The organism is Actinoallomurus vinaceus, from assembly GCF_039542055.1.
GTDB lineage: Bacteria > Actinomycetota > Actinomycetes > Streptosporangiales > Streptosporangiaceae > Actinoallomurus > Actinoallomurus vinaceus.
Genome location: NZ_BAABHK010000027.1, coordinates 1 through 18,287 on the forward strand (window position 1 = coordinate 1; position 18,287 = coordinate 18,287).

Here is an 18,287-nt window from a genome sequence, read left to right on the forward strand (position 1 = left end):
GACGGGTGGTACTGGTCCGACGGGGCCCACTGGTGACGTCGGCGCGACCGGCGCGACTGGAGCCAGCGGTGCCACAGGTCCTACTGGTCCCACGGGTCCGACGGGTGGTACTGGTCCGACGGGGCCCGCCGGTGACGTCGGCGCGACCGGCGCGACGGGTTCTACGGGTCCGACCGGTCCAACTGGTGCCGCCGGTGCCACCGGTGCGACGGGGCCGTCCGTGTGCGTCGGTACGGCGGCGGCTCAGGGGCAGACGAAGGCGGTCGTGGCCGTTCGTAACGGGAAGGTGTTCGGTCAGACGGTCAACGAGGCGACGAGTCCGCCTACGCCCACGCCGCTTACCAACTTCACCTCGAGCTTCGGCGCCGTGACGGTGGCTTGTGCAGCGGTCTCGATCCAGGGCAACGCGAACGTGTTCGTCACCATCCGAACAGACACCAATCAGCTGCTAGAGGTCGGATGCACGCTGAACAACTTCCCGACCAGTTGTGGCGGCACGGTGGTCAACCTCGGGGTGATCCCCATGGGCGTTCAGGAGCAGGCGGATTTCCTCCGTCGGCTCAAGGCACGACTGGCGGCCATTCCAGGTCCGGTCAAACCACCGTCCGTCGGACATCGAGGTGCCCAGGGCGATAAACACCCGACGGTCGACCAGCGGGCTGCTCCTAAGAAAGACGGGCATCATCCATATCGTCCACATCGATAACCGTCTCGTCTTTGGCCTGGATTCCGCATCCAGGCCAAAGACGCGCGGCGGCCGTCAGGCCGTGTTCAGGGTCAGCGGCGGGTCTCGTCGTCGACGTACTCGAAGGCCGGTTTCGGGTGCATCAGGAAGTCATGGTGGGAGATGTTCCACGCGTACGCGCCGGCGAGGGCGAAGGCCACGACGTCGCCGAGGGCGATCCGATCCACGGGGACCTGCCGGGCGAACACGTCCTTCGGCGTGCACAGCTGCCCGACCAATGTCACCGCGCCGCTCGCGACCGGCCCGTCGCCCGCGGGCAGCCCCCCGAGCGCGATCGGCCCACCAGCCGCCGGTCTGCCGCTTACGCCCAGCCCACCGGCCACGCCCAGCCCGTCGAGTGCGAGCCGCCCGCCGAGTGCGACCGGCTCACCGCCCGCCGCCGGTCCGCCGCCTACGCCCGGCCCACCGGCGGCACCCGGTCCGCCGCCCGCGAGCCGCCTACCGCCCGATACCGGCCCGCCCTCCCTCGGTAGCATCGTGAACGGCTGGTCGTGGCCCTTCGTCACCGGCGTGCGCAGGTGGTGAGTGCCGCCGCGCAGTACCGCGTACCACTCCCCGTGCGAGCGCTTGAGGTCGAGCACGTCCGTGACGTACCACCCGCAGTAGGCGGTCAGCGCCCGGCCCGGTTCGATCCGGAGCGTCTCCTCGGGGCGTCGCAGGGACGCGAGGCCGGCGCCGTACGCCGCCCAGTCGAAGCGGGCGTCGGGGTTCCGGTAGTCGACGGCCATGCCGCCGCCCAGGTTGACCTCCTTCGGGCCGTCCATCCAGGTCCGGGCCCAGCCGAGGATCTGGGCGGCGACCTCCAGCAGGGGCCCGGCGTCCAGCCCGGACGCCAGGTGCGCGTGCAGGCCGCGCAGGCGCAGCCAGGGCGCGTGCTCCAGGATGTCCAGGCAGGCGGCGAGCGCCTCGGGGTCCATGCCGAACGGGCCGCTCATCCGTAGCGCCGCCCCGCTGATCGCGACCGGCAGGTTGACGCGCAGCAGCACCTCCGCCTCCGCGCGCAGGGCGGCGAGGCGCCGCAGCTCGTTCGGGCTCTCGACGTGGATCCGGTCGACCCCCGGACCGACCGCGGTTACGAGTTCGTCGTCCGTCTTGCCCGGTCCGCCGAACGCCAGGCGCGCGCCGGGCAGGGCCGCCCGTACGTGGGCGAGTTCGCCGCCGGAGGAGACCTCGACGCCGTTCACGTACGGGGCGAGCGCGGTGAGGACGCGCGCGTCGGGGTTGGCCTTCGCGGCGTAGAAGATCTCGACGGGGACCGCCGCGCGCACGGACGCGGCGTGGGATCGCAGCGCGGCGAGGTCGTACACATAGGCGGGCAGCCTCGTTGACAGGGCGCGCTCGCCGACCGCCTCCGGCAGCGCCGGGCCGGTCATGCCGGCTCCTCGGCGAGCGGACTCGGCGACGGTCGTGCCGGTTCCCCGGGTTCCGCGGCGGTCATGTCGGGTCCTCGGACGGCGGGTTCCGCAGCGGTCACGTCGGGTCCTCGGCGAGCGGGTTCGGCGGTGGTCATGTCCGGTCCTCGGCGAGCGGGCTCCGCGGCGGTCATGTCCGGTCCTACGCGAGCGGGTTCCGCGGTGGTCATGCGAGGGTCTCGGCGAGCGGGTTGGGCACCGGGACGTAGGCCGCCTGCCGGTCGGGGTCGCGGGCCCACCGGGTACGCAGGTTCGCCTTCGCGGGCAGCGGGACGCCGGCCAGCAGCGCTCGCAGGCGGGCCGCGCCGTCCGTCCCCGGCGGCGTCTCGTCGGCGCAGCGGGCGACGTGCCGCCGCACCACCCGCCACAGCGCGGGTTCCAGCGACGGGCACAGGTCCGCGAGGGCGGCCGCCACCTCGGCCAGGTGGTTGACGAACAGGCAGTACACGACGCGGTTCCAGCCGCGCTCGGCGTCGTAGGTCAGGGCGGCGGCCACGGGGCCGGGCAGGTCGGCGAGGAACGCCGCCCACGGCCCGGGCACGAGCTTGGTCCCCTCCAGGTCCCGGAAGACCGCCCGGATCGGCATGCCGTCGCCGTCGACCGCGACGAGGACGTTCTGCAGGTGAGGTTCGAGGACGACGCCGTGCCTCAGGTAGGCGTGCAGGACCGGGGGGACCACGTGCCCAACGTAGGCGTCCCACCAGGCCAGCAGCCGGTCCGGCGAGGCGTCGCCGCCGAGCAGCCGGGAAACGGCGGCGGGGCTGTCGCCGTCCGGGTCGGCGATGGCGGCGGCCAGCAGCGGCGTGCCCGGCAGGCCGCGCACGCCCTCCCGGACGATCACGCCGAGACCTTCCCGCAGGCGGGTGCCGCCGACGGACACCGTCCGGTAGCCGGGCTCGGTGAGCAGCTCGCAGGGCAGCCCGTCGAACACCGGCCGCAGCGCCCGCGTCAGCGCCACCGCGCCGGACAGCTCGTACCAGGCGTTCTTGCGCACGCAGTTGGTGATGCGGACGTCGAGGCTGAACTTCAGGAAGGCGTCCGGGACGTACACCGTCCGTACGGACGACGTCGGGGCCGCCTCCGGGCCGTACGGGCCGAGGTCGACGATCGCGTCGGACTCCGGCCGGAGCAGGGCGAGCTGCCAGGGGTGCGCCGGCAGGACGCGGTAGCCGGCCCGGACCGGCGGGCCCAGCCGGTCCAGGAGCGAGACGTCCCCCTCCTCCAGGACGGCGTCCTCCCGTACGGCGAGCCAGTGCAGCGGGAACCGGGCCCCGGTCTCGGGGGCATACGCCGGCCAGTCGGCGCCCTGCCGCGACTTGGGGGAGGGATGGAAGCGGTGCCCCGCGACCAGGGATTGCTCCGACCGCAGGAAGGGGTCGGCGTCGCCCGGCATCCGATGCCGGGTGATCAGTTCCATGGCGTCGTGGCTGGTCGCCACCTGCGCGGCGAACTCCGGGTTCGCCGTCCCCGTCGTCAGCTCCAGCTCTCCGGCGATCAGGTCGGTCAGCCGCCGCCAGTCCACGGGCGCCCAGTCGTCGCGCCGCTCCTCGATCGGGCCGGCCAGGCGGGGGCTCATCAGCGGGGGCCGGCGCAGGCGGGCGCGCAGGGTGACGCCGACGCGGGGCAGCCGGGCGGTGAGGTGTGCCTCGCCGACCCTCACCTGCTGCTCGGGCGCGCACAGCTCGCGGACCGCGCAGTTGAGCAGGGCGAGGGCGGTGGCCTCGTCCGCGTCGATCCGCCGGATCGCCGCATCGGACGAGTCGGGGGCCGTGGCCTCGTCCGCGTCGACTCGCCGGATCGCCGCATCGGACGCGTCGGGCGAGACCGGGGCGGTGGCCTCGCCCCCATCGACCCGCCGGGCCGCCGGATCGGACGGGCGGGCAGAGGCGGGGGGCGGGGCGAGCGGTGTCACGTGGCCGACCTTTTCGCGTTGAGGTAGTTCGGCCCGGGCGGGCCGTAGTGCTTGTTGATGTCCTGGGCGCCGGTGCGGTCCTTGGCGACGAGGGTCCCAGCGGTGATCATCGCCTTGACGGGCAGCCGGTCCGCGTCGAGCGTGCGCGCCCGCAGGAAGCCGGTGTCGTCGTACGCGTCGAGTGCCGCGCCGAGCCGGTCGCGGACGAGGCCGAGGCCGGTCTCCAGGTCGAGGAGGCCGCGCTCGGCGAGGCCGAAGGCGAGCGCCCCGGCGCACAGGTGCACGGTGATCGTGACGAAGACGCGGGCCAGGGCCTCCGGATCGGAGGTGAGCAGGCGCGGGTCGGCGAACTCCTTCGGGCCGGGGGCGTGGCCCAGCGCGCGGGCGAGCCGGTCCAGGTCGACGAGCGCACCGTCGTTGTCCTTGATGATCAGATGCGGCGGGTCGCCGGGCACGATCGAGACGTTCTGCTGGTGGGCCTCCAGCGCGATGCCGTACCGCGTCGCGAGGAGAACGTTCCAGTCGAACAGGACGCCGAGGTAGGCCCCGAAGAGGCCGGCGACGTCGTCGGCCAGCTCCTCGATGACGTACGGGCCGTCCGGCGTCCGGGCGAGCAGGGCCGCGACCGGGACGCCGTCGGCGGGCAGCCGCCGCACCAGGTATCCGCGCAGCGGGTCGTCGTCCGCGTGGCCGTACGTCTGCTCGTCGGCGAGCAGGATCGGAGCCTTCTCCCGTTCGGCCACGGCGCGCAGCACGCGCTCGACGAGCGCGCCGTCGGACAGCGTGCCGGGCATGATCACCCGCCGGTTGCGCAGGCCGAGTGTGCTGGTCGGCAGCGGGAGCTTCAGGTGTTCGCGGGCGTCCACCGCCACGGTGCGCATCGACAGCGTCGGGCGCACCGTGACGGCCGGCCCCGGCACCGTGGGCACCAGGCGGGCGGCCAGCGGATGGACGGGGAACACGTCGTGTCCCGCGGGCAGGCCCAGGTCGCCGGCGTCGGGCCACCACGCGGGCCGGTCGCCGTGCCGCTCCGAGCGGGCCACGGCGGTCCACGCGAGCCGGAACGACGGCCCGAACTCCGGCGCGTACGCCAGCAGGTCGCGCTCGTCCAGGCCGAGACGGCACCGGGCGGTCGGGTAGACCGGGTGGTCCAGGGCCGCGGCGAGGGCGTCGTACCGGGTGATCCCGGCCGGGCGCGTGCGCACCGCCTCATGCAGGCGCAGGGCCCGCAGCGTCTCCCGGCACTCGCGCTCGAACGCCGCGACGTCGTCGCGCGGATCGGCCAGCGCCCGTACGACGCCGAGCACCTCCTCCAGCCCGACGGCGTCGTCCACGACGCGCTCGGCGAGGAACCCGGGGTACCGCCCCCACCGGCCCGGATCCCCCGGCGCCGCCGCGCTCAGCGCGACGGCCCGGCCGCCGGGCAGGATCAGCCGGTCGCCGTCGACGCGGCGGGCGAGCCCGCCGTAGTCCTCGCGCAGCAGCGCGTCCAGCACGCGCGCGGCGAGGTACCCCTCCTGGGGAGAACGTCCCGCTGCGACGACAGTGCTCGGCGCGGACGGGTGGCTCATGCGTCGATCTCCCAGCGATGCCGCGCGCGGAACCGCCGGATCGCGGCGTCGACGCGGGCGGCGTCCGGGCCGACGGCGCGGATCGTACCGAGATAGTCGCGGTTGGTGCGGCTCCGCTCGATCACGTCACCGGCCGCGCGGACCGGCCAGTAGGCCACCCGCACGCCGTCATCCTCGAACTCCTGCCGTCCGGGCGCTGTGGTGAGCGTGCCGGACCGGTCCGCGATCACCGAGTCGACCGCCGCGTGCCCGGTGGCGGCCGGCGGCTCGGGCACCGGTTCGCCCAGGTGAGCGCGGAGCACCCACGCGAAGACCGGCGCGCCGAGCAGCTCGCCGAGCAGGAAGTCACAGTGGTCGCCGATGATCCGGTAGTTGACCTCGACGATCCGCGCCCGGCCCTCATGGACGACGTACTCGGTGTGGCAGGCGCCGAAGCCGACCCCGAGCCGCCGGAGCGCGTCCAGGACCTGGCCGGCGTACGGCGGCGGCGCCCAGTCGAGGCGTTCCTCGATGAAGTGCGGGGGCGGCGACAGCGTCGTGCGGAACCCGCCGAGGACCCGGCCGTTCAGCGTCTCCAGGGTGTGCAGGTCGCCGGGGAGGTACTCCTCGGCGACGAGCGCGCCCGGCCGCCGGTCCCAGATCTCGCGGCAGCGCGCGGCGAGCTCGGCCGCGTCCCGGACGAGGAAGACGTCCTCGCTGGCGACGCCCTCGCGTGGCTTGACCACCAGCGGGTACGGGGCGTCGGCGAGGGCGGGGGACTCCTGGCCGGGCAGCAGCTCGACGGCGAAGACGCCACCGAGCGCGCGGCGCATGAGCGCCTTGTTCTTGGTGCGGAGCGCGGCGCGCCAGTCCTTGCCCGGCAGCCCGAAGTACTCGGCGGCGAGGGCGGTGGGCGCCTGCAGGTGGTCGCTGTTGGAGAAGATCGCGGCGGGAGCCTCGCGCCGGGAGACCGCGTCGATGATCGCGCGGAAGTCGGTGACGTCGCACCGCACGGTCTCCTCCGGCCAGGGCCGGTCCGTGAGCAGGGTGACGTCGAGGCCGAGCGAGGCCGCCGCGGGCAGGAAGCCGTGGGCGACGGAGTCGGTACGCTTGCCCGCCACGATGTAGAGCCGCACGAGTCTCCCGAACGGTGAGGTTAGGCTTACCTAAGTCGATCGAGTGACCATAGTGGCGCGGCCGGCCCGCGGGCGCAACCAGCCGCACCCGTGCGTGTCGGCCTTATGTACGCTCGCTGTCGATGACTCCTGTGCTGCGTGTGGAAGACGTGCGCTTCGTCCGGGATCACCGGGCGCTGCTCGACGACGTGTCGCTCACCGTCCACGAGGGCGAGCACTGGGCCCTCCTCGGCGCCAACGGCGCCGGGAAGTCCACGCTGCTCAGCCTCGTCGGCGCCTACCAGCATCCGACGAGCGGGCAGGTCGAGATCCTCGGCCACCGGCTCGGCCGGATCGACGTCCGCGAGCTGCGCGCCTGGATCGGTCACGTCAACCCGCATCATCCGCTCCGGTCCGCGCGTACGGTCCAGGAGGTCGTCCTGACCGGTGCGACCGGGTCGATCGAGCTGGTGCCGCACTGGAAGCCCACGCCGGAGCAGTTCGACCGCGCCGAGGAGCTGATCGACCTGCTCGGCCTGACCGCCCGCCGCGACGCCCGCTGGCCGACGCTCTCGCACGGCGAACGCGGGCGCACCCTGATCGCGCGGGCCCTCATGCCCCGGCCGAGCCTGCTGCTCCTCGACGAACCGGCCACCGGCCTCGACGTCGCCGCCCGCGAGCAGCTCCTGCCCTCCATCGACCAGCTCCGGCGCGCGCAGCCGTCGCTGACCAGCGTCCTCGTCACGCACCACCTCGAGGAGCTGCCCGCCAGCACCACCCACGCGATCCTCCTGCGGCAGGGGCGCGTGCTGGCCTCCGGACCCGCCGACGACGTGCTGACCACCGACCTGATCAGCGCGTGCTTCGACCACCCCATCACCATCGACAGGTCCGGCGGTCGCTGGACCGCGAGGGCCGTGTGATGAGCCTGCTCACCCGGTGGCCCGGCCCCGAGGTCCTCGGTGCCGAGCTGATCCGCCGCTACGAGGAACCGCACCGCCGCTACCACACCGCCGAGCACCTCGCCGAGGTCCTCGACCGGATCGACGAGCTGGCCGGCGAGGCCGACGACGCCGACGCCGTACGCCTCGCGGCGTGGTTCCACGACGCGGTCTACCAGCCCCTGCACGCCGACAACGAGGAGCGCAGCGCCGTCCTCGCCGAGCGCATGCTCGCCGACACCGACCTGCCGCCCGAGACCGTGGCGGAGGTCGCCCGGCTGGTCCGGATGACCGCGGCGCACGACCCGGAGCCCGGGGACCGCAACGGCGCCGTCCTCAACGACGCCGACCTGGCGATCCTGGCCGCCGACCCGGAGCGTTACGCCGCGTACGCCGCGGCCGTGCGCGAGGAGTACGCCGCGATCCCGGACGAGGCGTTCCGGCAGGGCCGCGCCGACGTGCTGCGCGGCCTGCTCGACGCGCCCGCGCTGTTCCGTACGGCACCGGGCCGCGAGCGGTGGGAGACCGCCGCCCGCCACAACCTCGAGACCGAGCTCATGCTGCTGGGCCGCGCCTGACCTGCGACTTCCGGCGGCGCAGCCCCGACCCGATGAGCCGGGTCACCAGCTCCTGGGAGCCGACCGGCGTCGCGCCCAGGCCGATCGCCGCGTCGTACACCTCCGCCGGCACGTCGTAGTGATCCCGGTCGAACGCCCGGCGCGGCACGCCCAGCCGGTCGGCGAACGCGTGCAGTTCCTCGTACGACACGTCGCTGACCATGTGCGACCAGAGGCGACCGCGCGCGGGCCAGAGGGGGCGATCGATGTAGACGGACACCGGACTAGAGTGCCAGAGGACCTTCTTCCTGCCAGAAAGCTGCCCATGGACGCACGTGCTTACATCGACGCGAACGCGAGCGGGTTCTTCGACGCGCTGAAGGAGTGGCTGGCGATCCCGTCGATCTCCGGCGACCCGGAGCGGGTCGACGACGTACGGCGCTCCGCCGAGTGGCTGTCCGAGCACCTGCGCGACACCGGCTTCCCGACCGTGGAGATCTGGGAGACCGGGGGGCTGCCGGCGGTGTTCGCCGAGTGGCCGGCCGAGGACGCCGGCGCGCCCACGGTCGTCGTGTACGGGCACCATGACGTGCAGCCGGTCGAGCCCCTCGAGGAGTGGGAGACCTCGCCGTTCTCCCCGGTGGAGAAGGGCGAGCAGCTGATCGGCCGGGGCTCGTCCGACGACAAGGGCCAGGTCTTCTTCCACACGCTCGGGCTCAAGGCGAACCTCGCGGCGAGCGGCCGTACCGCCCCGCCCGTCACGATCAAGATGCTGATCGAGGGCGAGGAGGAGTCCGGCTCTCCGCACTTCGCCGACCTGCTGCGCGCCAAGAAGGACCGCCTGGCCTGCGACGCGATCGTCATCAGCGACACCACGATGTGGTCCGCCGAGGTCCCGTCGATGTGCACCGGCATGCGCGGCCTCACCGAGGCGGAGGTCTCGCTGTACGGCCCGTCGATCGACCTGCACTCCGGCTCCTTCGGCGGCGCGGTGCCCAACCCGCTGCACGCCATGACCACGCTGCTCGCCGGCCTGCACGACGAGAACAACAGGGTCACCCTCGACGGCTTCTACGACGGCCTCGTGGAGCTCACCGAGGAGGAGCGGGCGCTGTTCGCCAAGCTCCCCTTCGACGAGCGGGAGTGGCTCGCGACGGCGGGCGGGTCCGGCGCCGCGTACGGCGAGGAGGGCTTCACCACCCTGGAGCGCATCTGGGCCCGGCCGACCGCCGAGATCAACGGCATGTGGGGCGGCCACACCGGCCCCGGCGGCAAGACGATCGTGCCGCGCGAGGCGCACGCCAAGCTGTCGTTCCGGCTCGTCGCCGGGCAGGACCCGTCGCGAGTGCACGAGGCGGTCCGCAAGTACGTCGCAGAGCACACCCCGCCGGGCATCCGCGCGGAGGTCCGCATCCCGGGCCCGGGCGTGCGGCCGTGCTTCTCGCCGATCGACTCGCCCGGCGTGCTGGCGGCCAAGCGGGCGATGGAGAAGGCGTTCGGCACGGAGGTGCTGTTCACCCGCGAGGGCGGCAGCGGCCCGGAGGCCGACCTCGCCGACATCCTGGAGGCGCCGCTCGTGTTCGTCGCCGTCGGGCTGGACGACGACCGCATCCACGCGCCCAACGAGAAGGTCGAGATGCCGCTGCTGCTCAAGGGCGCGGAGGCCGCCGCGTACCTCTGGGACGAGTTCGCCGTCAGCCTCTGAGAGAGGGCCCCGCCGTGACCGAATCGCTGGAAGCACTCGACTGGCTGGCGCTCTCCCGCAGCACGCTCGACCGCGTGGGGGAGCGCCGCCGCGACGAGGAATGGCTGGCCACCGCGTGGGCCGACGCGCGGACCCGCGTCGTGGTCGTCGAGCGGGGCACCGCGCTGGTCCGGCCGGGACCGGCCCTGGTCCTCCTCGGCCCGGCAGAGGCCCCGGCCGGGGAGCGGTACCTGCTCGGGGCCGACGCGGACGGGGTCGTCTACTTCGCCGTCTCGGCGACCCTGCCCGCGATCGAGGGCACCGAGCCCGCCGACCTGCGGCGGGTGGGGGCCGCGCTCAGCGATCGGGACGCCGGGCTGCTCACCCAGGCCGTCGCCCTGCAGAACTGGCACGCCACGCACACGCACTGCCCGCGCTGCGGGGCGCTCACGACACTCGCCTCGGCGGGCCACACCCGGATCTGCACGGTCGACGGATCCGAGCACTTCCCTCGTACGGACCCGGCCGTGATCATGCTGGTCCACGACGGCGAGCGGATCCTGCTCGCCAGCGGCACCCGGTGGCCGGCGGACCGCGTGTCGATCCTCGCCGGGTTCGTCGAGCCCGGCGAGTCGCTGGAGCAGGCGGTCGCCCGCGAGGTCCACGAGGAGGTCGGCGTCACCGTGCGCGACTGCCGCTACCTCGGCAGCCAGCCCTGGCCACTGCCCCGCAGCCTCATGCTCGGCTTCGTCGCGGTGGCCGACGCCGGGCAGGAGATCCGCATCGACGAAGACGAGATCAGCGGCGCCCGCTGGTACACCCGCGAGGAGCTCAAGGCGGCGACGGAGTCGAAGGAGATCCGGCTGCCCGGACGGGTCTCCATCGCCCGTCAGCTCATCGAGCGCTGGTACGGCGGACGGCTCCCCGGCGACTGGTGACCCGCAAGCCGAAAGGTTGAGATCGTGAACCATCAGCACGACGCCGCGCCCGGGGCGACGGACTGGATCACCACGCCCGTCACCGCGGAGCTCCTTCGCGGCGCGCTCGAGGTGGAGCGCACCGAGCACGGCCTACTGCCGCACCGGCTGCCCGCGCGGGCCCGCGCGCAGGGCGCAGACGGGCAGCTGGCCATGGTGGAGGCCCAGCCCTCCGGCGTACGGCTGGTGTTCCGCACCCGGGCCACCGCCATCGAGCTGGACACGCTCCGCACCAAGAACGCCTACGAGGGCGCCCCGCCCCGTCCGGACGGCGTCTACGATCTGCTCGTCGACGGCCGCCTGGCCGGCCGGGCCGGTACGACCGGCGGCAACGTCCTGATGATCGACATGACCACCGGGTCCGCGGAGACCCGGCCGGGCCCGGTCGGCACCGTCCGGTTCACCGATCTGCCCGAGCGGGTGAAGGACGTCGAGATCTGGCTGCCGTACAACGAGATCACCGAGCTGGTGGCCCTGCGCACGGACGCCCCCGTCGAGGCCGCGCCGCCCGGGCAGCGCAGGGTGTGGCTGCACCACGGCAGTTCGATCAGCCACGGCTCCGACGCCGAGAGCCCCACCATGACCTGGCCGGCGCTGGCCGCCTCCCTCGGCGACGCGGAACTGATCAACCTGGGTTTCGGCGGCAGCGCCCTGCTCGACCCCTTCACCGCCCGCGCCCTGCGCGACACCCCCGCGGACCTGATCAGTGTCAAGATCGGCATCAACCTGGTCAACACCGACCTGATGCGCCTCCGCGCGTTCATCCCGGCCGTGCACGGCTTCCTCGACACCATCCGCGAAGGCCACCCCACCACGCCTCTGCTCGTGGTCTCGCCGATCCTCTGCCCCATCCACGAGGACACCCCCGGCCCCACCGCTCCGGATTTCAGCAAGCTCAGCGAGGGGAGACTGGCGTTCCGGGCCGCGGGCGACCCCGCGGAGATCGTCGCCGGAAAACTGACCCTGGGCGTCATCCGCGAGGAGCTCTCCCGCATCGTGAAGCAGCGGGCGGCCGACGACCCTCGTCTGCACTACCTCGACGGCCGTGAACTCTACGGCGAGGCGGACTTCGCCGAGCTGCCGCTGCCCGACCAGCTCCACCCGGACGCCGCCACCCACCGCCGCATCGGCGAACGCTTCGCCGCCCTGGCCTTCGGCGCCGGCGGCCCCTTCGCCGCCCAGCGTGCCTGAACCGTACGCGTCCTGCTCTGCCTGGCCGCACCTGGTGCCCCTCGTGCCTGGTGACCGCCTCGGCCAACGTGGACGGGTGCACCGGCTTCTCGGCCGATCTCGCGCGCGCCGAGTTCGGCACCCTGACCACTTCCAGGGAGCCGGGACGGGGTGATCGGAAATGCGGGAGACACGGCCCGGGCGGCTCTGCCAGCCTGGAGAGATGATCATGAAGGGGGCCTCGTGAGCGACGACGAGAAGTCCCGCCTCGGCGAGTTCAGCGCCCGGCTGGAGAGCGACGACATCGACGTCGTCTGCGGGACTCTGGACGATTACCAGTCGGCGCAGGCGGACACCAGGTGGGGTGTGGACAACCCCTACTGGCCGCTGGCCAATGAGGTGCGCTTCGCCGCCCGAGACCTCCTTGGGCAACCTCCGTCCGGCCGCAGCCACGCGAGCGCTCTCACCGTGATGTTGCATCTCGCCGAGGAGGAGGACGCGGACTTGATCGCCGACGCCCTCGAAGGGGCCCCGGATGCCGAGGTGCGGGAGATGGCGCTTCTCGCGGCCGGCACCGCCCTCGCGGAGGGCGAGGAGCCGAACCGGCGGCTGCTGGCGCTGATCAGCGCCATGGTGCTGGACGAGGGCCTCGATGTGCGGGATCGCAAGGACGCCGTGCACGCCCTGGACGATCTCGATCTCCCGCAGGTCGAGGACCTCATCGTCCGTCTCAGTGAGTCGTCCGAACTGGAACTCCAGGTGTGCGCGGCGGGTTGTCTCGCGACGCCCCTGCGGCTCCGCGTCCACCGCGACCGCGTCAGGCGGCTCGCGGAGTCCTGGCCGGAGGACGCGGGTTGGGGGGCCGAGCACATTCGCGAAGCGGTCGAGGGCTTCCACAGCACCTACTGGAAAGACGCCGAGCTGGACGATCCGGTACTCCAGGAGGCCCATGACGAGCTGAGGTTCCCGCTCAGCGACGAGGGATGCCTGCGAGCATTCGCCACCCTGCTCCGCAGCGAGGACCCGGTCGCCGTGGGCATCGCGCTCGACCATTACGAGTCCTCGGAGGGGCTGCGTCGTGTCCTGGAGGACGAGGAACGTGCCGAGGCCTACCTGCCCGAGGTGCTGGCCCGCGCTCGTGAGGTGCTCCGGCGGCCGATGTCTCCCGCCGAAGTGAGCGCCCTGAACATGATCGGGGCGCGGCACGCCGAGCCCGGCGATGCCGACGTCCTGCTGGACGTTCTCACGCGCACGGACTCGGACGCGGTGCGCAAGGAGGCCATCTGGATGGCCTACGGCGTGCTCGACGAGGCCGAGGTGAAGGACAAGAGGCTCGTCGCCGCCCTGGGTGACCTGATCTTCGACCCGTCCGTCGGCTTCTACATCACGAAGGAGACGGCGATCCGTGTCCTGGCCGACAGCCTCGGCGCGGACGCGGACGACATTCTCCTCCGGGCGCTCCGCGAGGGTGAGCCGAAGGTGCAGGCCCACGCGTCCTATTTCCTGGTCAGGACGGGAGGCCTGGATCGGCACCGCGCCATCCTGGAGGAGGTCGCGGAGAGCTGGGGCGACCGGCCTCCCCAGTACCCCTGGGGCGAGGACCCCATTGAGCTGATCTTCGGCAAGCCGCACAGCGTTCACTGGGAAGAACACCGGCTGGCGGACCCGGACCTGTATCGCGCCCACAAAAGGCTGAGGGCTCCCACGGTGGACGAGTCATATCACCAGGCGCTTCGCGCGCTACTCGAAAGCGACGACCAGGCGGCCGTGGGCATCGCCCTCGACCACTGGTGGAGTCCCGACGGCGCCGTGAAGCGGGGCGGCGAAGAAGCACGTGAACCGGAGAGGGCACTCGTCCTGGACCGCATCCGGGAGGTGCTGCGGCAGCCTCCCTCACCGGCCGAGCTCAGCCGCGTGTACGGGCCCGAGGCCAAGCACCTCACCGCACTGTCGGCGCTGGACGTCGTGGCAGCGGAAGAGCCGTCCCTGCTCGCCGAGGTCGTGGCGGCCGCCACAAGCGATCTCGTTCGAGAGCGGGCTCTCGATGCGGTGGAAGCGGTGTTCAAGGACGCGGAGGAGGCTGACCTACGACTCGTCGAGGCGCTTGAGAGTGTCGCCTGCGACGAGAACATGCCGTTGAACGACCGCGTCAGGGCACTGGAACTGCTGGACGAGTCTCCGGGGACCAACTCCGTGGACGCGCTCGTCCGGGCGACGCGTTGCCCCGAGGTAGAGGTTCAAGCGGCTGCGGCGTGGGGGCTGATGTGGGAAGAGGTCATCGAGGACCATCGCGCCATGCTTGAGGAGCTGAGCGCGACCTGGCCCGTGGAAGACGCCCCGTGGGAGGTCACGCGGGTGCGGGACATGCTCAACGCCGCTAAGAAGTGAGGCGGGCCGCGCGTCCGCGACCGGCACGTGCATTGTGGCGTGCGAGGCGGGCTCTCGCCCCCATCGCGAAGACGACCCGGCCGGGACGGCTCTCGTGGACGAAGTCGCGGTTCATGGCCGCACCCGGTCCGAGACGATGTCGAACTCGAGGAGCCGGAAGGGATTAGCGACGTCGTAGTGCTCGGCGCGAAGCGGATCGTCAACGACCGTCAACGGTCGGATCAGCGACTCCTTCACCCCGAACACCGCGTCGGAGTCCAAGTACGGGCTGCCCTCGACGAAGACGTGGGTGGTGAGCGAAGCGTGCCCGTCGGCTTCGGCGATGGTGTGGATGTGCGCCGGACGGTTGGGGTGCCTCTCGGTGGCGCCGAGTAGTCGGCCGACCGGCCCGTCGTGGGATCGGGTAGTAGCGGGGAACAACGGTCCGCAACCAGAAACGGCCGTGCTCGTCCGTGACGAACAGTCCCCGGAGGTTGCGCTCGGGCTGGACCTCGGGTTGCTGGACGTCGTAGTAGCCGGCTCCGTTGGCCTGCCACACGTCGACCCGTGCTCCGGGCAGCGGTGTCCCGTCGGACGATCGGACCTGCCCGGCGAACACACAGGGCTCACCGTTGTGGTCGAGTGAGATGTTCGCGCCCAGCTCACGCGGCGGGGACTCGACCATGTGGAACGGGCCGAGGACGGTGGTGTCGGTCGCGGGCGCGGATTTCCGGTTGTTGATCGCGTCGACCAGCATCGACACCCCGAGCACGTCGGACAGCAGGACGAACTCCTGGCGGGTGGCGTCGCACATGTGCCCGGTGGCGGTGAGGAAGTCGATCGCCTGTTGCCACTCCGCCTCGGTGGGCTCGACATCCCTCACGAACGCGTGCAGGTGCTCGACGAGGCTCGTCATCACCCGCTTCAGGCGCGGGTTCGGAGTGCCGGCGAAGCTCTCGGCGACGATCTCCGCTGCGTCGTCCTCGGAGAAACCAGTGTGCTGCCCAGTCATTGAGGCTCCTCGATGCTCGTGACGGCGCGGTGAGGCCCGCGCGGTCGAGGCGCCTACTCCTATGAGGAGATGACCTTGGGAGCGGTGTCCGTCGCAACCCCGATCCTCGGCCTGGACGGTCGAGTCCGCGCCGCACTCGGCATCGTGGCGCACGCTCGGGCCGCTGTCGACCGGCTCGCCTCCGCCGTACGTGCCGCGGCACTGGGCATCGCCCGCTGGGCCAACTGAGCCAGGTGGGCCACCGGGTTCAGACGAGACGGCGCATCTCGTTCATGGAGAAGCAGCGCAACGTCTCGGTCTCGGCGTAACCGCGGCCCGCGACGAAGACCGCGAACTTGGCGGCGACCTCGTCTTCGGGTGCCTCGATGAGGACGACCTGGTCGTACCGCCCCATGCTCAGGTAGGCGCCCAGGACCTTCCCGCCCATCTCCTCGAAGGTCTTGGTGACCTCGGTGACCCGGTCGGGCAGCGTCGCCACCTCGCGGCGTCCCATGTCCGTCCACTTACAGAGCAGCATGTACGTAGCCATGACGATGATCCCCCGATCAATGCGCTCATCAGGTCACATTCCCGCCCCCGATGCCGTCAACCCAGGGCTCGTGCGGCGGTCCTGGCCCTGGTGGCCGGGCCGCACGGCCAGTGGGCCCGATTCTTCGTCCGCTACTTGTTGTTCAGCCGGGCGATGAGCTCCTCGTAGTGCTGATTTTCGAGGACTTCTTCCCCGGAGGGGAGCATCACGAGGGCCATCAGGATAATGATAGGGAGAATAATTATCCAGATTGTCAAGGGCCACAAGAGAGTCGAAGTCTCCACACCGCCCGGCATCGGCGCATTGGCGTTCAATGCCACGCTGGTGGCGGCCATACCGGTGTAATGCATGCCGCACACGGCCAATCCCATGATCGGCACCGCGGCGGCCATGGCCAATTTGCGTCGGATATTTTTGGTTATCCACAGCGCCGCGGTCGCCGCTCCAACTGCGATCACCACGGACAGCACCACAAGCGGGACGTTGTATCTGGTCGACCCCTGCATCCGCATCGCTGCCATGCCCGTATAGTGCATTGCCGCGACGCCGCCTCCGGTGATCAGGCCGGCCAAGAGCAGCGTTCGCGGGCCGGACGCGCCGTAGCCGACCAGGAATACGCCGACTCCAACGATCGCAACGGCAATGAGGAGGCTCGCGACCGTCAATAGGACGTCCCACCTGACCGGCGAACCATGAACCGTGACCCCGAGCATTCCAGTGAAATGCATGCCCCATATTCCGGTGCCGCCGATCGACACCGCTGACAAGGCCAGCCAGAAGTTACGGGAAGTGCGGGTGCCGACCCGGGCTTGAGTGGTGCAGACCAGGCCCAGCCCGCAGCCGAGGCATGAGATCAGATAAGCGATCAGGGGTATGTACGTCCCGTTCTCCATGTGCCCCAAAGCCGAGCCGCCTCCAATGCGATCGCCGATAGTCAGGCACTGGACACCGCACGTAGCGGCGTGCATGACTGACTACATTCGGTTAGCGTTTTCGGTCACCAAGACATCTGCTCGACGGATGACCAAAAATGCGACCACACCTCAACACATGATCGAGGTTGATCACAAGAGCAGAGGCTGATCGGCATCGGAATTGACAATCCGTGTGGCGTGGGAGTCGGCAGGTATGTGGCCATGACGATCCCCCGATCGATGCACTTGCAAGATCGCGTTCCCGCACGTCACGCCCATCAACCCGTAGGTCTGGGGCAGGCGATCCCTGGTCGCCGCCCGATCGTTCCCGGGCCTGCGGGGGGTTCGGCCCTTCACAGAAGAACGTCCGTGGTCACCCCTTGACGATGCAACGGACATGGGCGTAAACACATAGAAACACAGACGAAACGGCGGTGAACCAACACGTGATCGTCACACTGACGCTCAACCCGAGCCTGGACCGCACGATCGAGGTGGACCGCCTCGTCACGGGTGCGGTGATCCGTGCCACCTCCGTGCGGCTCGACCCGGGCGGCAAGGGGGTCAACGTCTCCCGCACGCTGCTGGCGAACGACGTGCCGACGGTCGCGGTGGTGACGGCCGGTGGGGCGGACGGGGACCAGCTCGTCCACCTGCTGGAAACCGACGGCATACCGCTCCGTGCGGTGCCGGCGGCCGGCCGGACCCGGTCGAACGTGACGATCGTCGAGCCCGACGGCGTCGTCACCAAGCTGAACGAACCGGGCGAGCCCCTGTCCCGGGCGGAGCTGGACGCCGTCGCCGACATGGTGCTCGCCGCGACAGAAGGCGCGAGCTGGGTGGTGACGTGCGGCAGCCTGCCGCCGGGCGTGCCCACCGAGATCTACGCCCGGTTGTGTGAGTTCTTCACCGCCGCCGGGGTACGGGTCGCCGTCGACACCAGCGGGCCCGCCCTCCTCGCGGCACTGGAGGCGAAGCCCGTTCTCGTGAAACCCAACCGCGAGGAGCTGGCCGAGGCCGTCGGGCGCCCGGTCGGCAGCCTGGGCGACGTCATCGAGGCGGCGGAGGAGCTGCGCGATCGCGGCGCCCGGACCGTGCTCGCGAGCCTCGGCGCGGACGGCGCCGTGCTCGTCGAAGAGGAAGGAGTGACGATCGGCGAGGCGCCGGTCGCCGCGCCGCGGAGCACCGTGGGCGCGGGCGACGCGCTGCTCGCCGGATTCCTGGCCGCCGGAGCTCGGGGGGCCCCGGCGCTCGCCGAAGGGCTGGCGTGGGGGGCCGCCGCCGTGTGCCTGCCCGCCAGCCGGATGCCGCGCCCCGAGGACATCCGGCGCGACATCGTCCGCATCCATACGCGTCCGGACCTCGGCCGGTCGCTCATCGCCTGAACATGCAGATCTCGATT

General features: G+C 71.7%; 16 protein-coding genes and 2 pseudogenes. 9 read left to right on the plus strand and 9 right to left on the minus strand.

The features are described from left to right. The first annotated feature begins 265 nt into the window (after positions 1-265). A complete protein-coding gene (locus ABEA24_RS49500) occupies positions 266-706 on the plus strand; it encodes a hypothetical protein (RefSeq protein ID WP_345442838.1) in 441 nt (146 codons plus the stop codon). 71 nt (positions 707-777) lie between these two features. Here ABEA24_RS49500 and ABEA24_RS49505 read toward each other — a convergent pair whose 3' ends face one another. The 4 genes from ABEA24_RS49505 to ABEA24_RS49520 form a co-directional block, all read right to left on the minus strand. Next, entirely contained in the window at positions 778-2,118 is a 1,341-nt protein-coding gene (locus tag ABEA24_RS49505) for a type III PLP-dependent enzyme (RefSeq protein WP_345442841.1), read from the minus strand. A gap of 205 nt (positions 2,119-2,323) precedes the next feature. Then, complete coding sequence (locus ABEA24_RS49510) at positions 2,324-4,069, minus strand: IucA/IucC family protein (protein ID WP_345442843.1); 1,746 nt, start codon at positions 4,067-4,069, stop codon at positions 2,324-2,326. Then, positions 4,066-5,640, minus strand: coding sequence for an IucA/IucC family protein (locus tag ABEA24_RS49515; RefSeq protein WP_345442845.1), 1,575 nt, complete (start codon positions 5,638-5,640; stop codon positions 4,066-4,068). Before ABEA24_RS49515 ends, ABEA24_RS49510 begins: the two co-directional genes overlap by 4 nt. Next, complete coding sequence (locus tag ABEA24_RS49520) at positions 5,637-6,755, minus strand: siderophore biosynthesis protein (protein ID WP_345442847.1); 1,119 nt, start codon at positions 6,753-6,755, stop codon at positions 5,637-5,639. The genes ABEA24_RS49515 and ABEA24_RS49520 overlap by 4 nt, the downstream gene beginning before the upstream one ends. A gap of 122 nt (positions 6,756-6,877) precedes the next feature. Between ABEA24_RS49520 and ABEA24_RS49525 the strand changes: the two genes are divergently transcribed. Next, positions 6,878-7,657, plus strand: a complete 780-nt coding sequence (locus tag ABEA24_RS49525; RefSeq protein ID WP_345442849.1) for an ABC transporter ATP-binding protein — start codon at positions 6,878-6,880, stop codon at positions 7,655-7,657. Then, positions 7,657-8,253: an HD domain-containing protein gene (locus ABEA24_RS49530; protein WP_345442851.1), complete on the plus strand. Its 597-nt coding sequence runs from the start codon at positions 7,657-7,659 to the stop codon at positions 8,251-8,253. The genes ABEA24_RS49525 and ABEA24_RS49530 overlap by 1 nt, the downstream gene beginning before the upstream one ends. Here ABEA24_RS49530 and ABEA24_RS49535 read toward each other — a convergent pair. Beyond that, positions 8,231-8,512, minus strand: coding sequence for a DUF4031 domain-containing protein (locus ABEA24_RS49535; RefSeq protein ID WP_345442853.1), 282 nt, complete (start codon positions 8,510-8,512; stop codon positions 8,231-8,233). The two genes, ABEA24_RS49530 and ABEA24_RS49535, sit on opposite strands and share 23 nt — an antisense overlap. Before the next feature lie 45 nt (positions 8,513-8,557). On the opposite strand from ABEA24_RS49535, the gene ABEA24_RS49540 reads away from it, so the two are divergent. The 4 genes from ABEA24_RS49540 to ABEA24_RS49555 all read left to right on the plus strand — a co-directional run bounded on the left by ABEA24_RS49540 (position 8,558) and on the right by ABEA24_RS49555 (position 14,451). Beyond that, a complete protein-coding gene (locus ABEA24_RS49540; protein WP_345442855.1) occupies positions 8,558-9,937 on the plus strand; it encodes a dipeptidase in 1,380 nt (459 codons plus the stop codon). Positions 9,938-9,951: 14 nt separating this feature from the next. Next, a complete protein-coding gene (nudC, locus tag ABEA24_RS49545; RefSeq protein ID WP_345442857.1) occupies positions 9,952-10,854 on the plus strand; it encodes an NAD(+) diphosphatase in 903 nt (300 codons plus the stop codon). 24 nt (positions 10,855-10,878) lie between these two features. Beyond that, a complete protein-coding gene (locus ABEA24_RS49550) occupies positions 10,879-12,084 on the plus strand; it encodes an SGNH/GDSL hydrolase family protein (protein WP_345442859.1) in 1,206 nt (401 codons plus the stop codon). Positions 12,085-12,306: 222 nt separating this feature from the next. Next, positions 12,307-14,451: a hypothetical protein gene (locus ABEA24_RS49555; RefSeq protein ID WP_345442861.1), complete on the plus strand. Its 2,145-nt coding sequence runs from the start codon at positions 12,307-12,309 to the stop codon at positions 14,449-14,451. Between the two features lie 111 nt (positions 14,452-14,562). Here ABEA24_RS49555 and ABEA24_RS53985 read toward each other — a convergent pair whose 3' ends face one another. Then, entirely contained in the window at positions 14,563-14,871 is a 309-nt protein-coding gene (locus ABEA24_RS53985) for a dioxygenase family protein (protein ID WP_486303935.1), read from the minus strand. Continuing rightward, positions 14,807-15,442 (minus strand): annotated as a pseudogene (locus ABEA24_RS49560) (dioxygenase); the annotation flags it as partial. The gene ABEA24_RS53985 and the pseudogene ABEA24_RS49560, both read right to left, overlap by 65 nt. Before the next feature lie 63 nt (positions 15,443-15,505). Here ABEA24_RS49560 and ABEA24_RS49565 point away from each other — a divergent pair. Then, positions 15,506-15,670 (plus strand): annotated as a pseudogene (locus tag ABEA24_RS49565) (hypothetical protein); the annotation flags it as partial. A 19-nt stretch (positions 15,671-15,689) separates the two neighbouring features. Here the strand turns inward: ABEA24_RS49565 and ABEA24_RS49570 are convergent. Together ABEA24_RS49570 and ABEA24_RS49575 are read right to left on the minus strand one after the other, a co-directional pair. Continuing rightward, positions 15,690-15,971 carry a GYD domain-containing protein gene (locus ABEA24_RS49570; protein ID WP_345442866.1) on the minus strand — a complete coding sequence of 94 codons (282 nt, stop codon included), beginning with the start codon at positions 15,969-15,971 and terminating at the stop codon, positions 15,690-15,692. Between the two features lie 131 nt (positions 15,972-16,102). Next, entirely contained in the window at positions 16,103-16,864 is a 762-nt protein-coding gene (locus ABEA24_RS49575; RefSeq protein ID WP_345442868.1) for an MHYT domain-containing protein, read from the minus strand. 455 nt (positions 16,865-17,319) lie between these two features. Here ABEA24_RS49575 and pfkB point away from each other — a divergent pair, with 455 nt between their 5' ends. Then, on the plus strand, positions 17,320-18,270 hold the full coding sequence (gene pfkB, locus ABEA24_RS49580; RefSeq protein ID WP_345442870.1) for a 1-phosphofructokinase: 951 nt from the start codon (positions 17,320-17,322) through the stop codon (positions 18,268-18,270). Positions 18,271-18,287: the final 17 nt, after the last annotated feature.